This is a genomic window from Catenulispora sp. MAP12-49, assembly GCF_041262705.1.
In the GTDB taxonomy this organism is placed as follows: Bacteria; Actinomycetota; Actinomycetes; order Streptomycetales; family Catenulisporaceae; genus Catenulispora.
In genome coordinates this window covers 40,285-66,097 of record NZ_JBGCCP010000017.1, presented here as the reverse complement: position 1 = coordinate 66,097, position 25,813 = coordinate 40,285, and the positions used below count along the sequence as shown (strand labels likewise).

23 protein-coding genes are annotated in these 25,813 nt (G+C 71.9%); 17 read left to right on the top strand and 6 right to left on the bottom strand.

All coding sequences use genetic code 11. From position 1 onward, the window contains the following. Positions 1 to 61 precede the first annotated feature (61 nt). A complete protein-coding gene (locus tag ABIA35_RS27800) occupies positions 62 to 1,624 on the bottom strand; it encodes an MFS transporter (RefSeq protein WP_370359862.1) in 1,563 nt (520 codons plus the stop codon). A 101-nt stretch (positions 1,625 to 1,725) separates the two neighbouring features. On the opposite strand from ABIA35_RS27800, the gene ABIA35_RS27795 reads away from it, so the two are divergent. The 8 genes from ABIA35_RS27795 (at position 1,726) to ABIA35_RS27760 (ending at position 11,832) form a co-directional block, all read left to right on the top strand. Further along, positions 1,726 to 2,655, top strand: a complete 930-nt coding sequence (locus tag ABIA35_RS27795; RefSeq protein WP_370341662.1) for a helix-turn-helix transcriptional regulator — start codon at positions 1,726 to 1,728, stop codon at positions 2,653 to 2,655. Between the two features lie 60 nt (positions 2,656 to 2,715). Continuing rightward, entirely contained in the window at positions 2,716 to 3,078 is a 363-nt protein-coding gene (gene aroH, locus ABIA35_RS27790; RefSeq protein WP_370341661.1) for a chorismate mutase, read from the top strand. A 28-nt stretch (positions 3,079 to 3,106) separates the two neighbouring features. After that, on the top strand, positions 3,107 to 4,192 hold the full coding sequence (locus ABIA35_RS27785; RefSeq protein WP_370359861.1) for a prephenate dehydrogenase: 1,086 nt from the start codon (positions 3,107 to 3,109) through the stop codon (positions 4,190 to 4,192). A 47-nt stretch (positions 4,193 to 4,239) separates the two neighbouring features. After that, positions 4,240 to 5,400: an exonuclease SbcCD subunit D gene (locus ABIA35_RS27780; protein ID WP_370359860.1), complete on the top strand. Its 1,161-nt coding sequence runs from the start codon at positions 4,240 to 4,242 to the stop codon at positions 5,398 to 5,400. Further along, on the top strand, positions 5,397 to 8,243 hold the full coding sequence (locus ABIA35_RS27775) for an AAA family ATPase (protein WP_370359859.1): 2,847 nt from the start codon (positions 5,397 to 5,399) through the stop codon (positions 8,241 to 8,243). Before ABIA35_RS27780 ends, ABIA35_RS27775 begins: the two co-directional genes overlap by 4 nt. Then, complete coding sequence (locus ABIA35_RS27770; protein ID WP_370341860.1) at positions 8,212 to 9,498, top strand: DUF445 domain-containing protein; 1,287 nt, start codon at positions 8,212 to 8,214, stop codon at positions 9,496 to 9,498. The genes ABIA35_RS27775 and ABIA35_RS27770 overlap by 32 nt, the downstream gene beginning before the upstream one ends. A gap of 85 nt (positions 9,499 to 9,583) precedes the next feature. Next, positions 9,584 to 10,606: an NAD-dependent epimerase/dehydratase family protein gene (locus tag ABIA35_RS27765; protein ID WP_370359858.1), complete on the top strand. Its 1,023-nt coding sequence runs from the start codon at positions 9,584 to 9,586 to the stop codon at positions 10,604 to 10,606. A 95-nt stretch (positions 10,607 to 10,701) separates the two neighbouring features. Next, positions 10,702 to 11,832 carry a DUF6183 family protein gene (locus ABIA35_RS27760; RefSeq protein ID WP_370359857.1) on the top strand — a complete coding sequence of 377 codons (1,131 nt, stop codon included), beginning with the start codon at positions 10,702 to 10,704 and terminating at the stop codon, positions 11,830 to 11,832. A gap of 101 nt (positions 11,833 to 11,933) precedes the next feature. Here ABIA35_RS27760 and ABIA35_RS27755 read toward each other — a convergent pair whose 3' ends face one another. Both ABIA35_RS27755 and ABIA35_RS27750 read right to left on the bottom strand, forming a co-directional pair. Then, the gene (locus ABIA35_RS27755) at positions 11,934 to 12,989 is read right to left on the bottom strand and encodes a lactonase family protein (RefSeq protein WP_370359856.1); all 1,056 of its coding nucleotides are present in this window, start codon (positions 12,987 to 12,989) and stop codon (positions 11,934 to 11,936) included. A 36-nt stretch (positions 12,990 to 13,025) separates the two neighbouring features. Next, positions 13,026 to 14,189: a permease gene (locus ABIA35_RS27750; RefSeq protein ID WP_370359855.1), complete on the bottom strand. Its 1,164-nt coding sequence runs from the start codon at positions 14,187 to 14,189 to the stop codon at positions 13,026 to 13,028. Positions 14,190 to 14,277: 88 nt separating this feature from the next. Between ABIA35_RS27750 and ABIA35_RS27745 the strand changes: the two genes are divergently transcribed. The 6 genes from ABIA35_RS27745 (at position 14,278) to ABIA35_RS27720 (ending at position 20,195) form a co-directional block, all read left to right on the top strand. Then, complete coding sequence (locus tag ABIA35_RS27745) at positions 14,278 to 14,673, top strand: DUF6153 family protein (protein ID WP_370359854.1); 396 nt, start codon at positions 14,278 to 14,280, stop codon at positions 14,671 to 14,673. A gap of 55 nt (positions 14,674 to 14,728) precedes the next feature. Then, positions 14,729 to 15,613: a hypothetical protein gene (locus ABIA35_RS27740; RefSeq protein ID WP_370359853.1), complete on the top strand. Its 885-nt coding sequence runs from the start codon at positions 14,729 to 14,731 to the stop codon at positions 15,611 to 15,613. 122 nt (positions 15,614 to 15,735) lie between these two features. Beyond that, a complete protein-coding gene (locus tag ABIA35_RS27735; protein WP_370359852.1) occupies positions 15,736 to 16,062 on the top strand; it encodes a heavy-metal-associated domain-containing protein in 327 nt (108 codons plus the stop codon). 116 nt (positions 16,063 to 16,178) lie between these two features. After that, a complete protein-coding gene (locus ABIA35_RS27730) occupies positions 16,179 to 16,955 on the top strand; it encodes an electron transfer flavoprotein subunit beta (RefSeq protein ID WP_370359851.1) in 777 nt (258 codons plus the stop codon). 57 nt (positions 16,956 to 17,012) lie between these two features. Then, on the top strand, positions 17,013 to 17,996 hold the full coding sequence (locus tag ABIA35_RS27725; protein ID WP_370359850.1) for an electron transfer flavoprotein subunit alpha/FixB family protein: 984 nt from the start codon (positions 17,013 to 17,015) through the stop codon (positions 17,994 to 17,996). A gap of 12 nt (positions 17,997 to 18,008) precedes the next feature. Further along, positions 18,009 to 20,195 carry a (Fe-S)-binding protein gene (locus ABIA35_RS27720; RefSeq protein ID WP_370359849.1) on the top strand — a complete coding sequence of 729 codons (2,187 nt, stop codon included), beginning with the start codon at positions 18,009 to 18,011 and terminating at the stop codon, positions 20,193 to 20,195. Here ABIA35_RS27720 and ABIA35_RS27715 read toward each other — a convergent pair. The 3 genes from ABIA35_RS27715 to sigJ form a co-directional block, all read right to left on the bottom strand. Further along, positions 20,182 to 20,880, bottom strand: a complete 699-nt coding sequence (locus ABIA35_RS27715; protein ID WP_370341647.1) for an HAD family hydrolase — start codon at positions 20,878 to 20,880, stop codon at positions 20,182 to 20,184. The two genes, ABIA35_RS27720 and ABIA35_RS27715, sit on opposite strands and share 14 nt — an antisense overlap. A gap of 22 nt (positions 20,881 to 20,902) precedes the next feature. Beyond that, entirely contained in the window at positions 20,903 to 21,541 is a 639-nt protein-coding gene (locus ABIA35_RS27710) for an alpha/beta family hydrolase (RefSeq protein WP_370341646.1), read from the bottom strand. Between the two features lie 64 nt (positions 21,542 to 21,605). Continuing rightward, a complete protein-coding gene (gene sigJ / locus ABIA35_RS27705) occupies positions 21,606 to 22,529 on the bottom strand; it encodes an RNA polymerase sigma factor SigJ (RefSeq protein ID WP_370341645.1) in 924 nt (307 codons plus the stop codon). 99 nt (positions 22,530 to 22,628) lie between these two features. Here sigJ and wrbA point away from each other — a divergent pair, with 99 nt between their 5' ends. The 3 genes from wrbA (at position 22,629) to ABIA35_RS27690 (ending at position 25,717) form a co-directional block, all read left to right on the top strand. Further along, a complete protein-coding gene (wrbA, locus tag ABIA35_RS27700; RefSeq protein ID WP_370341643.1) occupies positions 22,629 to 23,252 on the top strand; it encodes an NAD(P)H:quinone oxidoreductase in 624 nt (207 codons plus the stop codon). Between the two features lie 113 nt (positions 23,253 to 23,365). After that, on the top strand, positions 23,366 to 24,769 hold the full coding sequence (gene lpdA, locus ABIA35_RS27695) for a dihydrolipoyl dehydrogenase (protein ID WP_370359848.1): 1,404 nt from the start codon (positions 23,366 to 23,368) through the stop codon (positions 24,767 to 24,769). Positions 24,770 to 24,886: 117 nt separating this feature from the next. Then, on the top strand, positions 24,887 to 25,717 hold the full coding sequence (locus ABIA35_RS27690; RefSeq protein WP_370359847.1) for an SAM-dependent methyltransferase: 831 nt from the start codon (positions 24,887 to 24,889) through the stop codon (positions 25,715 to 25,717). Positions 25,718 to 25,813 lie beyond the last annotated feature (96 nt).

Below are 25,813 nucleotides of genomic sequence, written 5' to 3'. Positions count from 1 at the left end.
AAGGAAGCGCCCCCGGAGTGATCTCCGGGGGCGCTTCGCTGTATTCAGTGCGGGGTCAGGCTCAGACCGTCGCCACCGCCGCGGCCTTCGCGGCCCGCTCGTGCTTGTCCAGCCGGTACAGGTGGAAGGAGAACACCACCGCCACCAGCGTCACCAGGACCCCCGCGCCCGACAGGTAGGCCATGGCGTGGCCCGCGGAGTGCACCGCGTGGCCGGCGGCCACCGTCAGGTACAGCGTGCCCAGCGAGGCGATGCCGACGACCTGCGCCAGCTGCGCGTTCGTGGCCAGGGTGCCCGAGGCGTCGGCCGCGTCGGAGACCGGGACCCGCATCAGGGCCAGGGTCATCGTCGGGGCGTTGCCGATGCCGATGCCCAGGCCGAAGACCATCTGGTTCAGGTAGAACCACAGGCCGCCGTAGCCGCCGTCCTTGAACATCCAGATCTGCGCCGCCATGCTGGCCGCGCCGATCAGCAGGCCGATCACCGACAGCCGGCGGATCAGGTGCGCCGGGATGTTCCGCCAGAAGTAGCTCACCAGGCCGAAGGAGGCCGCGCAGGGAGCGAAGGCCAGGCCGGTCTTCAGCGCGCTGAAGCCCAGGGCGCCCTGCAGGTGGATGGCGGTGGCGAACAGGTTGCCGGCGTAGACCACCATGACCAGGAAGATCACGATCAGCGAGGGCTTCATGCCGGACATCGACAGGATGCGGCCCGGCAGGATCGGGGCGGTGCCTCGGCGCGCCACCCGGCGCTCGACGGCCAGGAACAGGGCCAGCAGCGGCACGGTCGCGGCCAGCAGGACCCAGCCCCAGATCGGCCAGTGCTCGTCGTGGCCCAGCACCAGCGGGACCACCAGGGCCAGGATGGTCGGCGACAGGGTCAGCACGCCGGCCAGGTCGACCTTGTTGCCCGCCGCGGTGTTCTGCGGCTTCACCGAGGGCAGCGAGCGGATCGCCGCGATGTACAGCACGATCCCGATCGGCACGTTCACCAGGAACACCGGGCGCCACGACCAGCCGAACAGGTTCGCGGTCACCAGCACGCCGCCGAGCACCTGCCCGACCACGATCCCGGAGGCCAGCACCGCGGTCCAGGCGCTCATCGCCTTGGCCCGGGCCTCGCCCTGGAAGTTCTGCTGGATCAGGCTGAGGACCTGCGGCAGCATGACCGCCGCGGCTATGCCCTGGATCACCCGGAAGACGATGAGCTCGCCGCTGTTCTGCGCCAGCCCGCAGGCCAGCGAGGCGATGGTGAAGCCGAGCAGTCCGGCCTTGAACAGCCGTTCGTGGCCCAGGATGCGGCCCAGCCGGGCCCCGGTCACCAGCAGCACCGCGTAGGCGATGATGTAGCCGGCGGCGACCATCTGCAGGCTGGCGCCGGTGGCGTGCAGCTTCTCGCGGATGCTGGGCAGCGCCACGTTCACGATGGAGCCGTCGAGCAGGGCCATGAAGTAGCCGACCAGCACGGTCGCCAGGATCAGCCCCGACCGGCGGTTGCCGGCCGGGGCGTCTACAGCGCCCGGGCCGCGTTGCGTTCTTGGCGGGGTTAACGTGGCGGTGGCACCGCCGGCGGGAGAGGTCGTCACCTGATTCGGTCCGGTCGCGGACTCGCTTATCGTCTTGGTCACAACACCAGGATGCGCCGGACTTTATGGGGGTACCAGGAGTCCCGTTATCCTATTACCACCAGTACCTGGCACCAGGATGTCCGAGGATGCATCATGGTGGTGTGAGCATAGACGTTTCCATCCCCCCGCTGTCCCCGGTGCGGGCTCCCGCCAAGGACGGCGCGCCGCGCCGTTCGGAGCTGGCCTCGTTCCTGCGCAGCCGCCGCGAGCGGCTCGACCCGGAGGTCCTGGGCCTGCCCACCGGCACCCGGCGCCGGACCCCGGGCCTGCGCCGCGAGGAGGTCGCGCAGCTCGCCGGCGTGGGGGTGACCTGGTACACCTGGCTGGAGCAGGGCCGGCAGATCAACGCCAGCGTCCAGGTCCTGGACGCGGTCGCTCGCACGCTGCGCCTGGACCCGGCCGAGACCGAGCACCTGTACCAGCTCGCGGACGTCCCGGCCGTTCCGTCGATGACCGGCTGCCGGCGCCTGGACCCGGAGGTCCAGCAGATCCTGGACGGCCTGGACCCGCTGCCCGCCTCGGTGGTCAACGGCCGCAGCGACATCCTGGCCTGGAACCGTCCCTACGCGCTGCTGTTCCCGTTCCTGGTGCACCTGCCCGAGGACAAGCGGAACTCCCTGTGGTCGTGCTTCACCAGCCCCAAGTGCTGCCACCCGTTCGTGAACCGTCAAGAGGACCTGGCCCGGATGGTCGCGAACTTCCGGGCCCGCTACGGCCGGCACGTCGGCGAGCCGGCCTGGGACGAGTTCGTGAAGCGGCTGTGCGCGGCCAGCCCGGAGTTCGCCGAGCTGTGGGCCGAGCACGGCGTGGCCGACGGCGGCGTCCGGGTGAAGGTCTTCCGGCACCCGGCGATCGGCGATCTCAGTGTCGTGGTCACCACCCTCGACGTGGCCGCCACCCCCGAGACCCGGATGATGGTCTACACCCCGAACGACGACGCCACCCGGGAGCGCTTCGAGATGCTGCGGCTGGAACGGCTTCCCACCGGCACCACCTATCCCTGCGGTCACAGCTTCGACGTGCCGGCGTAGGCCGTCTCGCACGGCGGGACGCCACGCGCGGCGTGTTCGTGTGATCAGTAGGGTGGCCTCATGGCAGTGCGGGCGGTACGAGGCGCGATCCAGCTGGACGTAGACGACCGGGACCACCTCCTGGCCGGCACTACTGAGCTGGTCAAGCAGGTGATGGAGCAGAACGGCTTCACCGTCGACGACCTGATCAGCATGCTGTTCACGGCCACACCGGACCTGCACAGCGAGTTCCCGGCCCTGGCCGCGCGCGAGCTGGGCATCGTCGACGTGCCGCTGATGTGCGCGCAGGAGATAGACGTCGAGGGCGCGATGCCGCGTGTGGTCCGGCTGCTGGCGCATGTGGACACGCTGCGCTCGAAGCACGAGATCCAGCATGTCTACCTCGGTGGTGCTGCGGCACTGCGCAAGGACATCGCGCAATAGCGGCCGCGTAGGCCGATAGGGTTTCCCTATGCGTTCCGCCTTGGTCGTCGGTACCGGACTCATCGGCACGTCCATCGCCTTGGCGTTGACCCGCCGCGGTATCGAGGTGCACCTCAGCGACTCCGACGAGGGCGCCGCACGTACCGCCGCCTCGCTCGGCGCCGGCCGGACCGGCCGTCCGCCACAGCCGGTGGACCTGTGCATCCTGGCCGTGCCGCCGGCGCGGATAGGGACGATGCTGGCCCAGGCCCAGCGCGAGGACTGGGCCCGCGTCTACACCGACGTCGGCTCGGTCAAGGCCCTGGTGCACGGCTCGGCCGAGGAGGCCGGCGCCGACTTGAGCCGGTTCATCGGCGGCCATCCGCTGGCCGGCCGCGAGCGCTCCGGCCCGCTGGCGGCCCGCTCGGACCTGTTCGAGGGCCGTCCCTGGGTGCTGACACCGGGCCCGACGACCTCCCGCGACGCCCTGAACCAGGCCCTGGAGCTGGTCTCGCTGTGCGGCGCGGTGCCGGTCGTGATGGACACCGAAGAGCACGACCACGCCGTGGCCCTGATCTCGCACGCCCCGCACCTGGTCGCCGCGCTGATGGCGGCGCGCCTGGAGAACGCCCGCGAGGAGTCGGTCCGCATCTCCGGCACCGGTATCCGGGACCTGACCCGCATCGCCGGCGGCGCGCCGGAACTGTGGGAGGACATCCTCTCCGCCAACGCTCCGGCGATCGCCGAGGTCCTGGCCGCCTACGCCGCCGACCTGAACGAGGCGGTCGAGGCGCTGCGCGCCCTGGCCGGCCCGGACGCCGAGGCCGCCAAGCGCGGCGCCACCGACCTGGCCGAGCTGCTGCGCCGGGGCAACGCCGGCCACGCCCGCATCCCCGGCAAGCACGGAGCGGCTTCGGCCTCTTACTCGGCGGTGCCGGTGCTGATCTCCGACCGCCCCGGCGAGCTGGCGCGGCTGTTCGCCACGGCCGGCAGCGTCGGGGTGAACATCGAGGACGTCCGCATCGACCACTCCCAGGGCCGCGAGGCCGGCCTGGTGGAGCTGCTGGTGGACCCGGCCGTGGCCGACCGGCTGGCGGCGGACCTGGCCGCCTCCGGCTGGCGGGTCCAGTCCTGACCCGAACCGCCGCGGGCTGACAGTCCGACGGTCTACGGTTGACCTCTATGCGATTCCTGCACACCGCCGACTGGCAGCTCGGCATGGGCCGGCGGTACCTGGACCCCGAACGCCAGGGCCAGTTCGACGCCGCGCGCCGTGACGTCCTGGGCACGCTGGGGCGCCTGGCGGTGTCCGAGGGCTGCGAAGCGATCGTGGTGGGCGGGGACGTGTTCGAGACGAACACCGAGTCGGCCCGCACGGTCCGGCAGGCCATGGAGAAGCTGAAAGCCCTGCCGCTGAAGGTGTTCCTGCTGCCGGGCAACCACGATCCGCTGAACGCCGCCTCGATCTGGGACTCCGAGCGCTTCCTGCAGGCGTGCCCGCCCAACGTGGTGGTGTTGCGCGACGGGCATCCGGTCCAGGTGCGCCCCGGCTTCGAGGTGGTCGGTGCGCCGTGGCGTTCCAAGCGGCCGACCTCGGACCTGCTCGGCGACCTGCTCGAAGCCCTCGAAACGGCCCCGCCCGGCGTGGTGCGCGTCGCGGTCGGCCACGGCGCGGTGGACGCCGTCGCCCCGCAGGCGGACCCGGTGTCGCTGATCCGCATCGCGGGCGTGCGCGCCGCGCTGGAGGCGGGCAAGGCGCACTACGTCGCGCTCGGCGACCGGCATTCGACCACTGAGGTGACGCCGCGGGTGTGGTACTCCGGGGCGCCGGAGCCGACGGACTTCGACGAGGTGGACGCCGGCAATGTGCTGGTCGTGGAGATCGACGAGGCCGATCTCACGCTCGCGCCGAAGGTCGCCCGGCACCGGGTCGGCACGTGGCGGTTCGAGCCGGTGACGGTCGAGCTCAGCGGCGCCGCCGATGTCGAGGCGCTCCGGGCCCGGCTGGCGGACCTGCCGGACAAGGACCGCACCATTTTGAACTTCGCGCTGCGCGGGACCCTCTCGGTCGCCGAGAAGGACGCGCTCGACGCGGTCCGCGACGAGGCCGCCGATCTGTTCGCCGGGTTCCGCGACTCCTCCAGCCGCACCGATCTGGCGATCCGCCCCGCCGACGACGACTTCGACGCGCTCGGCCTGACCGGCTTCGCGGCGCGCGCTTTGGACGATCTGCGAGAACTGGCCGGCGGCGCCGATGAGGCGGCGGCGCGGCAGGCATCCGACGCGCTCGGACTGCTGGTGCGTCTGTCGGGCGCGGGCATCGGTGCCGGGAGGGCTTCGTGAGGCTGCTGCGGATCCACCTGACCAACTTCCGCGGCGTCGCCGACCGCGAGCTGACGTTCGAGGAACACGGCGTGACCGTGGTCGAGGGCCCCAACGAGTCGGGCAAGAGCAGCACCATCGAGGCCTTCGGCCTGCTCCTGGACGAGCTGGACTCCTCCCGCAAGGAGGCCGTGCGCGCGGTCAAGCCCCGGCACACCGACGCCGCGCCGGAGGTCGAGGCCGAGTTCCGGGTCGGCGGCCACCACCTGGTCTACCGCAAGCGCTGGCTCCGTCCGCTGACCGAGCTGCGCATCCTGGCGCCGGCCCCGGAGACGCTGACCGGCCGCGAGGCCCACGAGCGCGTCCTGGCCATCCTGAACCAGGCCACGGACTACGACCTGTTCAAAGCCCTGCGGGTCTTGCAGGACAAGCCCTTCGACGTGGACCGCATCGCCGGCAGCTCCTGGCTGCGCGCCGCCCTCGACACCGCGGCCGGCGGTGAGTCCGGGCCCGGCGACGGGTCCGAGGACACGCTGGTCCAGCGGGTCGAGAAGGAGTTCGCGCGCTACTTCACGGCGAAGAACCACCAGCCGACGGGGGAGTACCGCGCCGCGCAGGACGCCGCCGCGAGCGCGACCGCCGAGGCCGAGGACCTGGCCCAGACCCTGGCCCGGGTCGAGGCCGACACCGAACGGCACGGCGAGGTGACCGCGCGCCTGGCCGAGCTGCGGCAGCGTCTGGTGACCGACCGCGGCGACCTGGACGATTTCGGCAAGCGTGCCAAAGACGTCGAGACCCTGCGCACCCGCCGTGACGACGCGGCGGCCCTGGTGGAGCGAGCCTCGCGCGACGCCGAACTCGCGGCCGGCGCCCGCACGGCGCGCCTGGCGCTGGTGCGGAGCGTGGACGACTACGAGGACGAACTCCAGGCGCTGGACCAGCAGATCGCCGCCCACACCGAGCTCCGCACCGAGGCCGACTCCCGCCGCGAGGGCGCCTCGGCGATGCACCGCACCGCCGACGAGGCGCACCGCCTCGCACTGCGCCAGTACCAGGACGCGGACGCCGACTACCGCTGGATGCGCGACGCCTACGAGCTGGAGCGGGTCCGCGCCGACCGCGAAGCCCTGGCCGAGGCCGACCGCGAGGTGGAACTCGCCGCCGCCGAGACCGCCGCCACGGAGATCGACGACCGCGCGGTCGAGACCATCGACCAGGCCGACCGCGGCGTGCGCGACGCGCGGACGGCGATCGAGGTGGCTGCGGCGACGGTGCGGGTGGAGCGGTTGGGGAGTGCGCTGGTGACGGTGTCGGTCCCGACCGCCCGCGCGTCGGCCGACGCCACCGCATCCGCCGGCACCGCATCCGCCGGCACCGTATCCGCCGGCATCGCCGCCGCCGCAGCCACCGTGCCCGAGGCCCGCGCCCGCACCGCCGCCGAATCGGTCTCGCTGGTCCCCGAGGCCCGCACCGAAGCCGACTTCGCCGAGCCGCTGGTCCGCCGCCTCACCGACCACCTCGTCATCGAGGCCGAAGGCGTCCTGCGCGTCACCCTCGCCCCCGGCGCCAGCGAGCGCGAGCTGCGCGGCAAGCTCGACGCCGCCGAGTCCTCCCTCGCCACCCTCTGCCGCCAGGCCGGCGTCCGCGACCTCGCGGCCGCCCGCGTCCGCCTCCAGCGGCACGTCGAGGCGCGCGCCGCGCTGGTCGCCGCCGAGTCCGCACGCACCAGGCTGAGCAAGGACCCTGCCGCCCTCGCCGATGAGCAGGCGCGGCTTGAGGCCCGCATCGCCGAGCATCTCGAGCGCCGTGATGCCGGGGTGCTGCCGCCTGCCGACCGGGGTGAGGCCGAGACCGTCGCCGACCACCGGCGGGCCGAGTCGGAGGAGACCGCCGCCAACCTCGAGCGTGCGGCCGATGCGCTGCGGCTGGCCGAGGCGCGGGCGAGCGAGATCGTCGCCGACGCGCAGAAGCTCGCCGGGCGTGCCGAGCATCTGGCCGCCGAGCACGAGGCCGCGCGTACCCGGCTGGCCGAGGCCCGGCTCGCCGCCGAGGATCCGGTGGTCGAGCAGCGCGACGCCGAGGCGGCCAAGGCCCTCGCCGCCGCCGTCCAGGACCGTGCCGCCCACGACGCCAACTACCGCGACGCCCAGCCCGAGCAGGTCGAGCTCCTGCTGCGCAACGCCCGCGACGTCGTGGCGCGCACCGAGGCCGAGATCACTGACGCCCGCGCGGGCCTGCAGCACCTGGCCGGACGCCTGGACGCCGTTGGCGACGACCTGGCCGACCGGCACCGCGAGGCCGAGGCCCGGCGCGACGCCGCCGAGCGCGACCTGGCCTCGGTCACCGCCCGCGCCGAGGCCGCGGAGCTGCTCCGCAGGACGATCCTGCTCCGTCGCGAGGAGGCCACGCGCTCCTATCAGGGCCCGTTCAAGGAGCAGGTCGAACGGTTCGGGCGCCTGGTGTTCGGGGCCTCGTTCGAGGTCACCGTGGACGCCGACCTGCGCATCGCCTCCCGCACCCTGGCCGGCCGCACCGACCCCTACGCCGAGCTCTCGACCGGCGCGCGTGAGGCCGTCGCGATGTGCGTGCGCCTGGCGTGCGCCGCGCTGGTCGGGCCGGACGGCGGGGTGCCGGTGATCATCGACGACGCGCTCGGTGCCGCCGACCCCGGCCGGCGCCGCATGCTCGGCGCCCTGCTCAACCACGCCGGCAGCGCCGCCGCCACGCCCGAGGCGACAAACGGCGGTAAACCGACCCAAATCATCGTCTTCACCTGTGATCCCGACCGTTACCGGGCCGTGGGCTCGGCGCAAGTCCGCCAGCTGGGCCACAATAACGATCGTGACGAAAGCCCGGCCCCGTGACCCGCTGACCCCCAGCGAACTGACCAGGCGGCGCGGGATGCGCCGCATGAAGTCGGTGGCGACCGGGTTCTTGTTGGCGGCGGCGGCCGTCTACATCACGATGAAGACCCTCCAGAACCACGGCGTCACCGGCTGGACCGGCTACGTCCAGGCCGCCGCCGAGGCCGGCATGGTCGGCGGGTTGGCCGACTGGTTCGCCGTCACCGCGCTGTTCAAGCACCCGCTGGGCCTGCCGATCCCGCACACCGCGATCATCCCCAAGCGCAAGGACCAGTTCGGCGAGGGCCTCGGGGAGTTCGTCGGCGAGAACTTCCTGTCCGAGGAGGTCATCCGCGGCCGGCTGTCCGCGCTGGGCATCTCCCGCCGGACCGGCCAGTGGCTCTCGCAGCCGGAGAACGCCGCGCGCGTCACCAAGGAGCTGGCCACCGCGGTCCGCGGCGTGCTGACCGTCCTGCGCGACGAGGACATCCAGAAGATCCTCGGCGAGGCCGTCACCACCCGGCTGGCCAAGGCCGACGTCGCCACCCCGCTCGGCGGCCTGCTCCAGCGCCTCACCGAGTCCGGCAGCCACCACCAGCTGGTCGACATCCTCGCCGCGCGCGCCCACGACTGGCTGGAGGAGCACCCTGAGGCCATCGAGAACGCGGTGTCGAACGAGGCCCCGCTGTGGTCCCCGCGCTTCCTGGACGACGCCGTCGCCCGGCGCCTCCAGCGCGAGCTGGTGAAGCTGGCCGGCAGCGTCCGCGACGACCAGCACCACCCGGTGCGCGGCGCGCTGGACCGCTTCCTGGCCGACTACGCCGAGGAACTGAAGTCCGATTCCGAGACTCGCGGCCGCGTCGAAAAGGTAAAGGCCAACCTGCTCCAGCACCCCGAGCTCCAGGGCCTGGTCGCCTCCGGCTGGACCGCGATGCGCTCGGCGGTGATAAACGCCGCCGAGGACCCGGACAGCGACCTGCAGGCGCGGGCCCGGCAGGGGCTGCAGAGCCTGGGCCACCGCCTGGAGACCGACACGGCCATGCAGGAGAAGGCCGACGGCTGGGTCCGCGAGGTCGCGGTGCACCTGGTGACCACCTACCGCCAGGAGATCACGTCCCTGATCACCGACACCGTCGCGGCCTGGGACGGCCCGGCCACCTCCCGCAAGATCGAGCTCCAGGTCGGCCGCGACCTGCAGTTCATCCGGATCAACGGCACCGTGGTCGGCGCGCTGGCCGGGTTGCTGATCTACACCATCACGCAGCTCACGCTCTGAGGCACCCCGCGTGCTCCGGGCCGGTCCGTCCGCCCTCAGCAGAATGATCTGGCCTTCGCACTCCGCGTCCTGCGAGGGTGGGGCAATGCGACTTCTCATACTCGGCGGCAGCGCGTTCCTCGGCCGGGCCGTCGCGGCCGGGGCCCTGGCGGCCGGCCACGAGGTGACCGTGTTCAACCGCGGCCGTACCGCCCCGGACGTCCCCGGCGTCCGGGCCGTGCGCGGCGACCGCGAGTCCCAGGAGGACCTGGCGCGCCTGGCCGGCCACGGTCCCTGGGACGCGATCGTCGACACCTCCGGCTACGTCCCGCGGGTCGTCGGCGACGCGGTCCGCGCGCTGGCGGACAGCGCTGCGACGTACGTGTTCATGTCGACCATCAACGTCTTCCCCGACTGGCCGGCGCAGCCCGTCACCGACGACTCCCCGCTCCACGACTGCTTCCCGGACGCCGGCCCCGACGACGGCGACTACGGCACCCTCAAGGCCGGCTGCGAGCGCGTCGTGGCCCGCGACTTCCCCGGCCGCGCCCTGTCCCTGCGGCTGGGCCTGCTGCTCGGCCCGCACGAGGACATCGGCCGCCTCCCGGCTCTGCTGCTCCGCATGGCCGACGCCGGCACCACCCGCACCCTGCGCACCCTGGCTCCCGGCGACCCCTCGTCCCCGGTGAACCCGATCGACGTCCGCGACATCGCAGACTTCGTCCTCACCGCTGTCGACCAGGGCCTGACCGGCGGCTACATGGTCGCCGGCACCCCCGCCAACGCCTCCACCTACGGCGAACTCCTCGAAGCCTGCATCGAGGCCACCGGCTCGGCGGCCGAGCTGGACTGGGTCGCGAGCGACTTCCTCCAGACGCAGGACGTCGAAGTCTGGAGCGAGCTGACCATCTGGATCCCGCCGGGCGAGGTGCCCTGGGAGACGGACACCTCCCGCGCCGAAGCGGCCGGGCTCCGCTGCCGCCCGCTGCGCGAGACCGTCCGGGACACCTGGGCCTGGCTGGCCGCCGACGACGGTGCCGTCCGGCGCTCCTACCAGCCGCGCAGGCCGCACGGGCTCACCGCCGAGAAGGAGCGCGCGCTACTGGCGGCCTGGGACGCGCGAGCTTAGCGCTAGTGACCGCGCGACCCTAGCGCTAGTGACCGCGGGGTAGGCGGGGAAAAAGGCCGTCATCGGTGTCGTCGCAGACTTCGTACGCTCGCGGCGTGGCGGAAAAGATCGAGCGAACCATCCGGTTGCTGCGCGACCTCGGGCGCACCGCCGACGCCGAGCCGGGGAAGGTCATCCGCTGGGTGCGTGCCGAGTCGGAGCGGCGTTGCGCCGACGGCGACAGCGCGTACCTCGGGGATCTCGGCGTCGAATTGCTCCAGTGCCATCGGGCCGAACCCCGGGCCTGGCAGTACCTGCATACCTTCGACCACTTGTTCAAACTGCTCGCCGGGGTCTGCGGCAACGGCGACCTGTCCCAGGCGCTCCGGCTGATCGCGGCCGGCCGGGACGCCGGGCACGACATCGACCGGCTCGCCGCGGCCCTGCTGGTCGCCGAGGGCCCGCGCACCGGCCTGGCGGCGGCGGTCGAGGGCTCCGGGGACGACGGCGACACCTTCCGCGCCTGCCTGGTGCACGAGCTCGTCCTGCGGGAGGGCACGCTCGCGCGGCGGCCGCGGATCGCCGAGTGGGCGTCCTCGGCGGCGATGCGGCGCCATCCGCTCGGCTGGCTGCCGCTGGAGCTGGCCGGGTTCGAAGCCGGCTGGGACCAGGGGCCGCCCGCCATCGGCGAGGCGGACCGCGAGATCAGGGTCGCGCCGGGCGAGCGGCCGGCGTGGCCGGCGACCGACGTGAGCACCCAGGCGGTGGCGGACGCGGTGTCGGCGGCCGTCCTGAACTGGGCCGAGGACTCCAACGGCGAGATCGAGGCGAGGGTGTTCGACCTCGGCGAAGCCGTGACGCCGGAGAACATCCTCGAAGCCCTGGCCGGGCTCGGCCTGCAGTGCCTGGAGGCCGGGAGCGTCCCGTTCCGGCTGGCCGTGTTCGGCGTGGAGGCGTACGTGGCGTGGTGGATCCTGTTCCACGCCGCCTTGGACGGCAGCGCCTACGGCCGGGGCCGCCACGGCGCCCACAGCCGGCTGTTCGCCTGGCGCTCGCTGGCCGCGCTCGCCGGGGCGGCGGAGGGCGCCAGTCCTCAGGAAGTGTGGGAGCGGGCTCAGCAGTGCACCTGGTTCGGCTTCGACGCGGAATCTCCCTGGTACACCCACGTCTTCTGGGACATCGGTCTGGTCGCGGTCCGTCCCGGCGGGGAGAGCCTGGCCGTGCTCGCCGCGACCGACACCGATTGAGAGCCGTTCTCCGGAAGATATCGACCACACGATCGAGTTAGAGCCTGCGGAGGGGAGAACCGCGGTGGTGATGGAACGCCCACCGCCGCGGTTCCCCTGCTCTAGATCGGCAGCAGCGACGCCGGGGTCGTGACCGCGTAAGGCGTCCCGACCGGCGTCAGCCGCCCGCTCTCGGCGTCGACCCGGAACACCGTGATCGAATCCGAGTGCTGGTTCGCGCAGAACAGCAGCGTGCCGTCCGGGGACAGCACGATGTCGCGCGGCCACGAGCCGCCGGCCGGCACGACCTCGATCTGCTCCAGGCGGGCGCCGTCGTCGACCACCGCGAAGACCGCGATCGTGTCGTCGATGCGGTTGGAGGCGTACACGAAGCGGTCGTCGGCCGACACCCGGATCGCCGCGCACCAGGCGCGGTCGGACGCCGCACGGTCGACCGCGGCCCGGCTCGGGACCTCCGGACCGGCCTCGCCGACGCCGGTGGACTCGTCCCACGAGCACACCGCCACGGTCCAGGAGATCTCGTTCAGCAGGTAGAAGTAGTTCCCCGAGCCGTGGAAGGCCAGGTGGCGCGGGCCCGAGCCGCCGGGCAGCTGCACGTGGCTCTGTGCCGACAGCCGGCCGGACTCGGATTCGTAGGAGTACACGTACACCGCGTCCGTCCCGAGGTCCACGGCCAGCACCCAGCGTCCCGAGGGGGAGACCACCACCTGGTGCGCGTGCGGGCCCTCCTGCCGGTCGGTCCGCGGACCCGAGCCGGAGTGCTGGATCACCTGCGCGGGCTCGCTGCCGGCGACCCGGCCCTCGGCGTCCAGGGCGAAGACCGCGACCGTCCCCGACACGTAGTTGGCGACGAACAAGGTGGTGCCGTCGGGGTGCAGCGCCAGGTGGCAGGGGGCCGCGCCGCCGCTGTCGGTCTGGTCGCGGACGGCGCCGCCCCCGTCGGCGACGGTGAAGCGCGCGGAGGCCACGCGGCCGGCCGGCTCCTGCTCGACCACCGCTGTCAGGACGCCGCGCGTGCTGTCATAGGCGACGTAGGAGGGGTCGGCGATGTCCACCGACGACACCGGGGACAGGGCGCCGTCGGCGTCGTAGCGCAGGCAGTGCACGCCCGTGCCGTAGCCGCCGACGAGGAGATACGAGTTCGCAGAGTCGACCATGGTCGGTATTCTCGCCCAAACGCCGGTGACGTGCTTCTAGTGTCCGCTGTGTTCCATGGATTCATGATCCGTGGGCCCGCCGCCCATCATCCGCAGCATCGCCCGGCCGCCAGTGCGCAGGAACCGCACCACGAGCACGAGCGCCAGCACCAGGAACACGATGTTCAGCCAGGTGGTGTAGTTCCACGTCACGCCCTCGGTCATCACCGTCGTCCCGCCGCGCTCCGGGACCCACCCGAAGGCGTTGAACAGCAGCTCCACGACGTATCCCGCGCCGGCCATCGCGATGAAGAACGTCCACAGCATGAACCAGGCCATCCGCTTGCCGTAGTACTTCTTGTAGATGTTCAGGATCGGCAGGATCAGCAGGTCCGCGAAGATGAACGCGGTCACGCCGCCGAAGCTGATCCCGCCCTTCCACAGCACCAGGGCCAGCGGCACGTTCCCGATCGAGCACACGAAGCTGATCACCGCCACCACCGGGCCGATCAGCGGCCCCCACAGCCCGCTCAACACCGGGTGCCCGGACAAGAAGAAGTGCTCCCAGAACGAGTCCGGAACCCAGGCCGCGATCGCCCCGGCGATGAACAGCCCGATCACCAGGTCCCGCAGGATCGCGGCCCACTCCATCACGAACACGTGCGACACCGAGGTGAACCCGGCGCGCGAGAGCAGCCGCCGCCAGAACGAGCCGTCCCCGGCCACCGCCATGTCCATCGCCGCGTGCCCCTCCATGGAGCCCGCGACCCCGCGGTCGGCCTGCTCCCGCGCCTCGCGCAGCAGGGCCGGCTTCATGAAGCGCCGGAACAGCAGCGCCAGCACCACGATCATCACCGGGCCGCCGACGAACTCCGCCGCCGTGAACTGCCAGCCCATCAGCAGCCACAGGATCACGCCGAGTTCCAGCACCAGGTTGGTGGAACCGAAGGCGAACGCGGTCGCGGCGGTGAAGTTCGCGCCCTTGCGGAACAACGAGCGCGCCAGCGCCACCGCGGCGTAGGAGCACGAGGACGACGCCGCCCCCAGCAACGAGGCGACCGCCAGCGTCCGCGGCCGGTCGTCGCCGAGCAGCCGCCCGATCGTCGACTTGTGCACCACCGCCTGGATGATCGCCGAGAGGGTGAAGCCCAGGATCAGCGCCCAGGTGATCTGCCAAGTCATGGATCCCGTGATTCTCAACGCATGTGTGATCGCACCCATCGCTTCCGCCTCCCGGCCGCTACCCTATACCGGTAAGTGGTATTCAGCGCGGGAGGGATCATGGCCCAGGGGCCCGGACGGCGGCGCGTTGCTGCTGCTGTTCGCGGTGCTCGCCGGCCTGTTCCTGATGCACGGCCTCAGCGCTCCGTCGATGCACTGCATGCCGATGCCGATGTCCTCGCACGCGGAGTCCGCGATGCCGGCGGCCATGCCGTCGCAAGCCGATATGCCGGCGCAGGCCGATATGGCGACCACCGTCGGCGACCAGCAGCCGACAGCCGACCACATGCAGTCCGGTGAGACCTGCGTCCCGCTGCGCCCGGAAGGCCTGACCGGCCTGTTTCTGGCGCTGTTCCTCGTCGTCATTGCGCTGTGGCGGCCAGGGCAGCCGTATGTGCCGCATCTGATTCACCCGCGCTGGCCGCACGGCCCACCCCGGACCGGTGTCGACCTCCTGCGAACGCTGAGCATCTCCCGGACGTGACAGACGGCCTCATCCGCCGTCAGTTCACGTATTCCACCGGAAGGTTCTCATTCTCATGCGTTCGATCAACCGTGTCCGCTTCCTGCTGCTCGTCCCCACCCTCGTCGGGGTGATGGCGCTCGCGGCGTGCGGCAGCTCCAGTTCCTCGCACTCCCACTCCTCGATGACCGGCATCTCCGGCATGACCGGCATGACCGGCACAGACGACGGCGGCGAGCCCATGTACATGGGCGACGGCCTGGCCGCCAATGCCCAGGGCTACACCTTCGCGCCGACCGGGGACTCGGTCGCGGCGGCCGGATTCGCGTTCCGGATCCTCGGCCCCGACGGCAAGCCGGTCACCGCCTTCGAGCCCGAGCAGACCAAGCTGATGCACTTCTACCTGGTCCGGTCGGACCTGTCGGGCTTCCAGCACGTGCACCCGACGATGGCCGCGGACGGCACGTGGACCGCGCCGACCCGGGCCGCCGGGCCCGGCGCGTACCGGGTCTACGCGCAGTTCATCGCCAAGGGCGCGGACGGCAAGGCGGTGCCGCTGGTGCTGTCCGAGCAGGTGACCTCCGCGGGCTCGGCCCCGGACCAGCCGCTGCCGGCCGTGTCCTCGACGGCCACCGTCGACGGCTACACCCTCACGGTCGACTCCATGCACCTGATGGCCGGGATGGAGATGCCGCTGAAGGTCTCGATCGCCAAGGACGGCAAGCCGGTGACGGACCTGGAGCCGTACCTGGCGACCTACGCCCACCTGTCCGGCTTCCACGCCGGGGACCTGGCGATGGCCCACCTGCACCCGCGGGGCGGCATCGCGACCACCCCGACCGGCGGTCCGGACCTGACCTTCGACGCGACGCTGCCGAAGGCCGGGCAGTGGCGGATGTACCTCCAGTTCCAGACGGCCGGCGTGCTGCACACGGCGGCCGTGACACTGGATGTCCGCTGAGGGGGATTCACCCGCGAATGATCAGGTTCGGAAGGATCTTGTGATTTGAGGTAGCCGGCCTGTGATCGAGATCACAGGCCGGCCCTCCGGGGTAGATACCCTAGGGGGGTATAGTAGCCGGCATGACCGAGCTGACCGTGATCCAGGACGAGGCGCCCGCCGCCTCGGGCTGTTCCTGTTGCGCCGCCCCTGTTTCCGAAGCCGTTGCGACCACGCCGAAGGAGAGCCTCGTGTCCGAGACCCTGACCACCGCCGTCTACACCGTATCGGGCATGACCTGCGGTCACTGCGTCAAGTCCGTGACGGAGGAGGTGGGCGCGATCGACGGCGTGCAGAAGGTGGACGTGGTGCTGGAGACCGGCCAGGTCACCGTCACCAGCGCCGCCCCGCTGCCGGCCGAGGCCGTCCAGGCCGCCGTCGACGAGGCCGGCTACACGCTGGTCCACTGACCCCCCGATCACCCTCCGGGGTGTCCGAGAGACCCCTGACACGCGCCTCGCGTGTCAGGGGTCTTCTCCATTGGTCATCAGGCCTCTACACTCCCGCAGCAGTTGCGAGGTGTGGGATGAAGATCGTCGTTTTGACCAAGCACGTCCCGCAAGCGATGGCGGAGGTGACGTTCGGGCGGGATCTGACCGTGGACCGGTCGGCGGTGCGCTGCCGGCTGCAGGACGCCGACGAATACGCGGTCGAGCAGGCCGCGCGCATCGCCTGCCGTCGTCTCGACGTGCAGGTCACCGCCCTGACCATGGGCCCGTCCGGAGCTTCCGGCGCGCTGCGCTCCGCGCTGGCCCGCGGCGCCGACGAGGGCGTGCACGTCCTGGACGACGCCCTGCACGGCAGCGACGCCCCGGCCACCTCCCTGGTCCTGGCCGCCGCCTGCCGCCGCCTGGGCTTCGACCTGGTCCTGTGCGGCACCGCCTCCACGGACTCCGCGATGTCGGTGATCCCGGCGATGCTCGCCGAACGCCTCGGCGTGCCGGCCCTGTGCTGCTGCGACTCCGTGCGCACCGACGAGGACATGCTCTTCGCCACCCGCGAGGACGGCGCCGGCACTGAGGACCTGGCCGCCGCGATGCCCGCCGTGGTCTCGGTCACCGACCGCAGCGGCGAACCCCGCTACCCCCGCTTCGAGGCCGTCGCCGACGCCCGCCAGAAGCTGGTCCGCACCTGGTCCCTGGCGGATCTGGGCATCGGGGCCGACGAGGTCGGCCTGGCCGCCGCCGCGACGAAGGTCACCGGCGTCACCCGCGCCGAGGAGCGCACCACGACCGTGACCGGGGACCCCGCCACGGCGGCCGCCCGGATCGCCGACTTCCTGACCCTCCGACAGTTCCTCTGACCCGCACGACCGACCGCACAACCGACCGCACGACCGACATCACGGCAAGGAGGCCGGATGGCGAAAGTGGTGGCGCTCGTCGACCGCGACGCGCGCGCGGGCACGGTGGCGCGCTCGGCGTGCGCGCTGCTGACGCTGGCCCGGCGGCTGGGGGAGCCGGTCGCGGTGTGCGCGGACGCGCCCGATGAGGAGGAGATCAGGGTTCTGGGGCGCTATGGCGCTACGGAGATCTGGTGCCCGGACAGTTCTGCGCTGCCTGAGCAGCGGGGCATGAGCGAATCCAAACGAGGCACCGACACCGACCTCCTGGCAGCAGTGGCGCAGCATCTCCATCCCGCCGCGATCCTCATAGCCGCGACCCGCCGAGGCCAGGAAACCGCCGCCCGCCTGGCGATCCGCCTCGACTCCGGCATCATCACCGACGCCGTCGACGTCCGCTCCGGCCCGGTCGCCGTCCAGCGCTGCCTCGCGGATTCGCACCTCGTCGAGTCGACCGTCGTCCGCGGCACCCCGATCATCACCGTCCGTCCCGAGGCCGCCGTTCCCGAGCCGAGTCCCGCGGCCCCGATTCTCCACACCATCGCCGTCGAGCCCTCCAAAGTCCGCGCTCCGCGCATAGCCGCGACCCCCAAGCCCCGCGCCGCATGCCCCGCCCTGGACCACGCCGACATCGTCGTCGCCGGCGGCCGCGGCATCGGCTCGCAGTCCACCTTTGCCGTCCTCGCCGACGTCGCCGAAGCGCTCGGCGGCGCCTTGGCCGGCTCGCACACCGCCGCCGAGCTCGGCTGGATCCCGGCCGAGGCGCGCGTCGGCATCACCGGCAAGGTCGTCAACCCTCGCCTCTACCTGGCCTGCGGTGTCTCCGGCTCGGTCCGGCACCGCGCCGGGATGCAGGGCGCGAAGACCGTCGTCGCGATCGGCGACGATCCCGCGGCGCCGATCTTCAAGCTCGCCGCACTCGGTGTCGTCGGCGACGCCCGCGAAATCCTGCCCGCGCTGCTCGCAGAAATCGAAAGGCGTTCCACCTTCCCCTCGCAATGAACGGAGGCCCCTGTGGCTGTACGACTCATCATCGGCGCGGCGATCACGCTCACGGCGTTCGCATTGGCCGGACGCCGTGTGCTGATGCTCTATCGCTTGGGCCGCACGATGCAGCCGGCAGAGCCGGGGCGCATAGACCAGCCGGGACGGCGGCTGTGGGCCGTCGTGACCGAGGTCTTCGGGCAGCGCAAGCTGCTGAAGTGGTCCGGTCCCGGCGCCGCGCACTTCGCGGTGTTCTGGGGCTTCGTCATCCTCGGCGCGACCATCGTGGAGGGCTTCGGCGCGCTGTTCGACCGGGACTTCCACATCCCGCTCATCGGCACCGACGCCTGGCTGGGCTTCCTGGAGGACTTCTTCATCGTCGCGGTCCTGGCCGGGTTGCTGGCCTTCGCCGTGATCCGGCTGCGGCAGAACCCCGACAAGGCCGGCCGCGGGTCCCGCTTCTTCGGCTCGCACACCACCGCCGCGTGGGTCGTGCTCTTCATGATCTTCAACGTCATGTGGACCCTGCTGCTCTACCGGGGCGCGCAGATCAACACCGGGAACTTCCCCTTCCCGCACGGCGCGTTCGCCAGCCAGGCCGCCGGCCACCTGCTGCACGGCGCCGGCAAGACCGGCAACGACGTCCTCGAGACCGCCGGCCTGCTGCTCTCGCTCGGCGTGGTCCTGAGCTTCCTGGTGCTGGTCGTGCACTCCAAGCACCTGCACATCTTCCTGGCCCCGTTCAACATCGCCTTCTCCCGCCGCCCCCGCGCCCTGGGCCCGCTGCTGCCGGTCTACTCGGCCGGCAAGGCCGTGGACTTCGAGGACCCGGGCGAGGACGACAAGATCGGCCGCGGCGCGATCGAGGACTTCACCTGGAAGGGCCTGCTGGACCTGGCCACCTGCACCGAGTGCGGCCGCTGCCAGTCGCAGTGCCCGGCCTGGAACACCGAGAAGCCGCTGAGTCCGAAGCTGCTCATCATGAGCCTGCGCGACCACGCGCTGGCCAAGGCTCCGTACCTGCTGGCCGAGGGCGAGGAGGCCAAGGCCGCCCTGGAGACGACCGCCGTCGACGTCTTCGCCGAGGCCCAGCGCCCGCTGGTCGGCGGCGCGGACGTCAACGGCGTCATCGACCCGGACATCCTGTGGTCCTGCGTCACCTGCGGGGCCTGTGTCGAGCAGTGCCCCGTGGACATCGAGCACGTCGACCACATCGTCGACATGCGCCGCTACCAGGTCCTCATCGAGGCGGAGTTCCCGCGCGAGGCCGGCACGATGCTGCGCAACCTGGAGAAGAACGGCGACCCGTGGGGCCGCGGCGCCAAGGCCCGCCTGGAGTGGACGGCCGGCCTGCCCTTCGAGGTCCGGGTCCTGGGCGCGGGAGGCGAGGAGCGCATCCCCGACGACGTCGAGTACCTCTTCTGGGTCGGCTGCGCCGGCTCCCTGGACGACAACGCGAAAAAGACCTCCCGCAACGTCGCCGAGCTCCTGCACGAGGCCGGCGTCGAGTTCATGATCCTGGGCTCGGGGGAGACCTGCACCGGCGACGCGGCTCGCCGCCTGGGCCAGGAGTTCCTGTTCCACGAACTGGCCTCGCAGAACGTGGAGACGCTCAACGCCGCCGGCGCCAAGAAGGTCGTCGTCACCTGCGCGCACTGCTTCAACACCCTGGCCAACGAGTATCCGCAGCTCGGCGGCCACTACGAGGTCGTGCACCACACCGAGCTGCTGGCCAAGCTCATCAAGGAGGGCGCGATCATGCCGGCCGGCGAGGTGGACGTCGCGGTCACCTACCACGACCCCTGCTACCTGGGCCGCCACAACCGCGTTTTCGACGCCCCGCGCGACATCCTGGGCACCATCCCCGGCGTGAAGCTGACCGAGATGCCGCGCAACCGCGAGAAGTCGTTCTGCTGCGGGGCCGGCGGCGCGCGGATGTGGATGGAGGAGACGATCGGCTCGCGGATCAACGAGACCCGGACCGACGAGGCCCTGGGCACCTCGCCGGACCTGGTGACCGCCGCCTGCCCCTACTGCATCGTGATGCTCACCGACGGCGTGGCCACCCGCAAGCAGCAGGGCAAGGCCGACGAGGCGGTGCGGGTCGCGGACGTCTCCGAGGTGCTGCTGCGCTCGGTGCGCAAGCCCGGCGAGGCTTCAGCGGGCACTGGCACGAGCACGGGCACGGCCGGCCAGGAACCGGCTACGAAGCCGTGACCTCTCGCAGCACGTTGATCAACGAGTCCGGCCGCTGCTCGACCGGCACCAGATCGACGAAGTAGGTGCGCACGCCGAGCGTGGACCCGCCGTCGTCGGCCGCGTTGTCGCCGACCATGACGGCCGACGCCGGGTCCACGCCCAGTGTGTCGCAGGCCAGCTGGAAGATCTTCGGGTCCGGCTTCACCATGCCGACCTCGTAGCTCAGCACGACCGCGTCCAGCAGGTCCAGCAGCCCGGCGTGCTTCAGGTGCGGCCGGATGTCGAAGGAGATGTTGCTGATCAGCGCGGTCGCCAGGCCCCGGTCCTTGGCCTCGCTCACGGCCTCCAGCGCGTCCGGATACGGCACCCACGCTTCGGGAGAGTTGCTGCGCTCGTACAGCGCCTCGACCAACTCCTCCCACGGCCAACCGGACTCGCGGATCAGGCCGATGTAGCAGGCGCGGTGGTGCGGCGCGTCCAGGTCGCGGGTCTCATACAGCGCCGCGAGATGGTCCGGGACATACGTCGGATAGGCGCCGTACCAGGCTCCGGACTCCTTCAGGCGCGTGGCCCAGTGCTCCACCTCGCCCTCGTCCAGGGCGAGCCCGGCCTGGTCGGTGACGGCGCGGACCCAGTTCTCCGCCGATTCGAAGTGCATCAGGGTGCCGGAGAAATCGAAGAGCATCGCGCGGGGCTGGTCCATACCCAAGACTCTAGAGGACTCCTTACCGCAGCAGCGTTTCGATCCACTCCGTGACCGCGGCCACCACCGCGTCCAGCACCGGCGGGTCGGTCTTCTTCACCTTGAACGCGTGGTCGCCGGCCGGCAGCCCGACGAGCCGGTGCGTCGGCGGGAGCTCGGGGAACTCCGCCGGGGTCCCGAAGGTGTCGGCGCCGGCCTGGACGATCAGCGTCGGCAGCCCGGAGCCGAGCAGTTCCTCGGCGCGCGACTTCTCCGGCTTGCCCGGCGGGTGCAGCGGAAAGGAGAGGGCGACCACACCGGCGGCGCCGGTCTCGAGCCCGGTCCGGCACGCCACCCGCGCCCCGGCACTGCGCCCGCCGACCAGGAACGGCGTCGTGCGAGCGCGCTTGCGCAGGGTCTCGGCCACCGGCACCCACCCCAGGTCGAGCGTCTTCGGCGCCGCCGCGATCTTCTTGCCCGCGACCCGCCAGGGCTGCTCGACGAGCACCACCTCGATGCCGGACGCCGGGAGCGCCGCCGCCAGCGCCTGCAGGTCGGCGGCCTCGACCCCGCCGCCCGCGCCGTGCCCGAGCGCCAGGACCGCGCGGCGCTTGGTGCGCGCCGGTGTCGGGAAGCGGGTGAGCCGGGCGTCGCCGGCCGGGGTGGTGATCAGTTCTGACACGGTGCCCAAGGTATCCGCCCCGGGCAGGGCGGGGATGGCAGACACTCACTGGTCGGCAGACACCTCACTGGTCGGCCCAAGGCCGCAGCTTCTCCGGGTTCAGCACTGCCCACACCTGCGAGATCCGGCCGTCGTCGACCGCGAATGCCAGCACTGACACCGTCACTCCGTCGACCTGCGCCGCCAGGCCGGGCTGTCCGTTGACCGCGACCTCGGTCAGCGCCAGGCCCGGAGTCCCGGAGCGTTCGGCGAAGAACCGCGCCACCGCCTCGCAGCCGACCACCGGCTCCGGCGCAGCGTGCACGACACCGACGCCGTCGCCGGTCGCGACCGCGTCGGGGGCCAGCACGGCCAGGAGCGCTTCGATGTCCCCGGCGGACCAGGCGCGCTTGAACGCTCGCACCACGTTCGCATCCGATGCCGTCGTCAATGCCCTGCTTGCCGTGCTTGCCGCGCTTGGCGCGCTCGCCGCCTCCACCCGCCGCCGCGCCGACGTCGCCAGCTGTCGGCAGGCCGCCGCCGACCGCCCGACGATCTCCGCGACCTCGGCGAACGGGTAGCGGAACACGTCGTGCAGCACGAAGGCCACCCGCTCGGCCGGCGTCATGGCCTCCAGCACCACCAGGAACGCCATCGTCACCGACTCGTCCAGGGTGATCCGGTCCGCCGGGTCGACGGCGGCCGCGCCCACGCTCACCCACTCCGACCGGCCCGGCAGCGGCTCCGGGAGCCACTGCCCGACGTACCGCTCGCGCCGGGCGCGCGCCGAGCCGAGCTGGTCCAGACAGATCCGGCCGGCGACCGTGGTCAGCCAGGCACCGGGCGCGGCGATCTCCTCCTGCTGCGCACGCGAGAGCGCGTACCAGCGGACGTACGTCTCCTGCACCACGTCCTCGGCGTCGGCCAGCGAACCGAGCAGCCGGTAGGCGAGGTTGAGCAGGTGCCGCCGTTCGCTGACGACCGCGCCCAGCGGGGCTTGCGATGACATCGATGGCTCCTTCCGCCACTGCTCCGACGACGCAGCCCACCGGAATGTGAGGCCGGACCCGCCGCCTCACATTCTCGGCCGCCGCTTCGTCGAACGGGCATGGAACCCATCAACGTCGCGATCGTCTACTACAGCGCCACCGGCACCATCCGCACCCTGGCCGAGGCCGCCGCCGAGGGGGCCGAGAAGGCCGGTGCCACGGTCCGGCTGGCCAAGGTCGCCGAGACCGCGCCGCGGGCCGCGATCGACGCCAGACCGGACTGGGCCGGGCACCTGGCGGCCACCGCGTCCACCCCGCACGTCACCCACGAGGACCTGACCTGGGCCGACGTCCTCCTGTTCGGCGCCCCGACGCGCTTCGGCAACCCCGCCAGCCAGCTGCGGGCCTTCCTGGAGACCACCGGGCCGCTGTGGTTCCAGGGCCTGCTCGCGGACAAGGTCTACTCGGCCTTCACGGCCTCCAACACCGCCCACGGCGGCCAGGAATCGACCCTGCTGGCCCTGGCGAACACCTTCTACCACTGGGGCGGCATCCTGGTGCCGCCCGGCTACACCGACCCGATCCAGTTCAAGTCCGGCAACCCCTACGGCACCTCCCACGTCGCCGGCGAAGGCGCACCCGGCGAGGTGGCGCTGGAGGCCGCGCGGTACCAGGCCCGGCGGTGCGTCACGGTCGCGGCCGCGTTGAAGGCCGGACGGGCGTCGGTCAGCCCAGCCGCCTGACCGGCGCCGCGACCGCTGACAACTCCTGGACCAGCGGGTTTTCAATTCCGTAAGTCCCACAGCTCCACCGGCCACCGGGCGTGCCATACGTCCCGGCGGTTAGAGTCGGAGCCATGAGCACGCATTTCGATGTCGTCGTCCTGGGCGCGGGGCCCGGCGGGTACACAGCGGCGGTCCGAGCGACCCAGCTGGGCAAGAAAGTCGCCGTTGTGGAGGAGCGCTACTGGGGCGGGGTGTGCCTCAACGTCGGGTGCATCCCCTCCAAGGCGCTGTTGCGCAACGCTGAGCTGGCGCACATCGTCCAGCACGAGGCGAAGACCTTCGGGATCTCCTCGAACGGCCCGATCACCTTCGACTACGGCGCCGCCTTCGAGCGCAGCCGGCAGGTCGCCGACGGCCGGGTCAAGGGCGTCCACTACCTGATGCGCAAGAACAAGATCGAGGAGTACGACGGCCGCGGCACGTTCCTGGACCAGCACACGCTCAGCGTCGCCAAGTCCGACGGGACCACCGAGACCCTCACCTTCGACCACTGCATCATCGCCACCGGCGCGCGCACCCGGCTGCTGCCGGGGACGCAGCTCTCCGAGCGCGTGGTGACCTACGAAGAGCAGATCCTGTCCGCCACGCTGCCGGAGAGCATCGTGATCGCCGGCGCCGGGGCGATCGGCGTGGAGTTCGGCTACGTGCTGAACAGCTACGGCGTGAAGGTCACGATCGTGGAGTTCCTGGAGCGGATGGTCCCGCTGGAGGACATCGAGGTCTCCAAGGAGCTCGCCCGGCAGTACCGCAAGCTGGGCATCGACGTCCTCACCGGCACCCGGGTCGACGCCATCGACGACTCCGGCCCGAAGGTGCGCGTCACCGTCACCGGCAAGGACGGCGCCCAGCAGGTGCTGGAGGCCGACAAGGTGCTGCAGGCGATCGGCTTCGCGCCGAACGTCGACGGCTACGGCCTGGACAAGACCGGCGTGGCGCTCACCGAGCGCGGCGCGATCGCGGTCGACGGCCGCGGCCGCACCAACGTCCCGCACATCTTCGCCATCGGCGACGTCACGGCCAAGGTGATGCTCGCGCACGTGGCCGAGACGCAGGCCATGGTGGCCGCCGAGACCATCGCCGGGGCCGAGACGATGGAGATCGACTTCGTCATGGTGCCGCGCGCCACCTACTGCCAGCCGCAGATCGCCAGCTTCGGCTGGACCGAGGAGCAGGCGCGGCTGGAGGGTTTCGAGGTCAAGGTCGCCAAGTTCCCGTTCAGCGCCAACGGCAAGGCCGCGGGCCTGGGCGACGCGGTCGGCTTCGTCAAGGTGATCAGCGACGCCAAGTACGGCGAGCTGCTCGGCGCGCACCTCATCGGCCCTGAGGTGACCGAGCTCCTGCCCGAGCTCACGCTGGCCCAGCAGTGGGACCTGACGGTCCACGAAGTGGGCCGCAACATCCACGCCCACCCGACGCTCGGCGAGGCGGTGAAGGAAGCTGTCCACGGGCTTGCCGGACATATGATTAACATGTAGATCAGCGTCTTGACGTGGTGCCCGGCCGAGCGGCCCGGCCCGGCCGCGACCGTCCGGGCACCACCGAGAGCACCCGCCCCCACCCGCGGGACCCCCACCCCCCGGAAGGTTCCAGACATGAGCGACAGCAGACCGGAATGGGCGCCGGCCTCCATCAACCTGGACCAGCCCAGCTCGGCCCGGGTCTGGGACTACTTCCTGGGCGGATCGCACAACTTCGAGGTGGACCGCCGGGTGGCCGAGCAGGCCATCTCCTTCAAGCCGGACATGCCCGACCTGGCCCGCCAGGTGCGCATGTTCCTGCAGGGCGCCGTCCGCACCGCCGCGGCGGCCGGCATCGACCAGTACCTGGACATCGGCGCCGGCGTGCCCACGATGGGCCCGGTCCACGAGACCGCCCGCGAGACGGTCCCCGGCGCGCGCGTGGTCTACGTCGACCACGACCCGGTCGCCGTCGCCCACGGCCGGGCCCTGCTGGCCGCCGACCCGGACGCGGCCTTCATCCAGGCCGACGCCCGCTCCCCGCGCGCCATCCTGGACCACCCCGAGGTCCGCGCCCTGATCGACTTCGACCGCCCGGTCGCGGTCCTGCTGTGCTCCCTGCTGCACTTCGTCTCCGACGCCGACGACCCCGCCGCCCTGGTCGCGACCCTGCGCGACGCCGTCGCCCCGGGCAGCTTCCTGGTCGTCCAGCACGCCTCCCACGACGGCCAGGCCGGCGAGATCATCGAGATGCTCCAGATGTGGAACACCAAGTCCCCCGAGCCCATGTACTGGCGCACCCGCGAGGAGATCGAGAACCTCTTCGCCGGCTTCACGATCCTGGAGCCGGGTGTCGTGCAGGTGCAGCAGTGGCGCCCGGACCCCGAGGAGAGCCGCCGCACCGACCTGGACCACGTCCGCTACGCCTCCTACGCCGCCGTGGGCACCAAGCCCGCGGCCGGCTGACGGCCCGCGGCGAGAGGCGGGAAGGCCGTGGCACGGTACGCGGAGTCCGGGGTCGGAGGGTCCGACCCGGGATCCGGCCTGGCCGGGACGCATGAC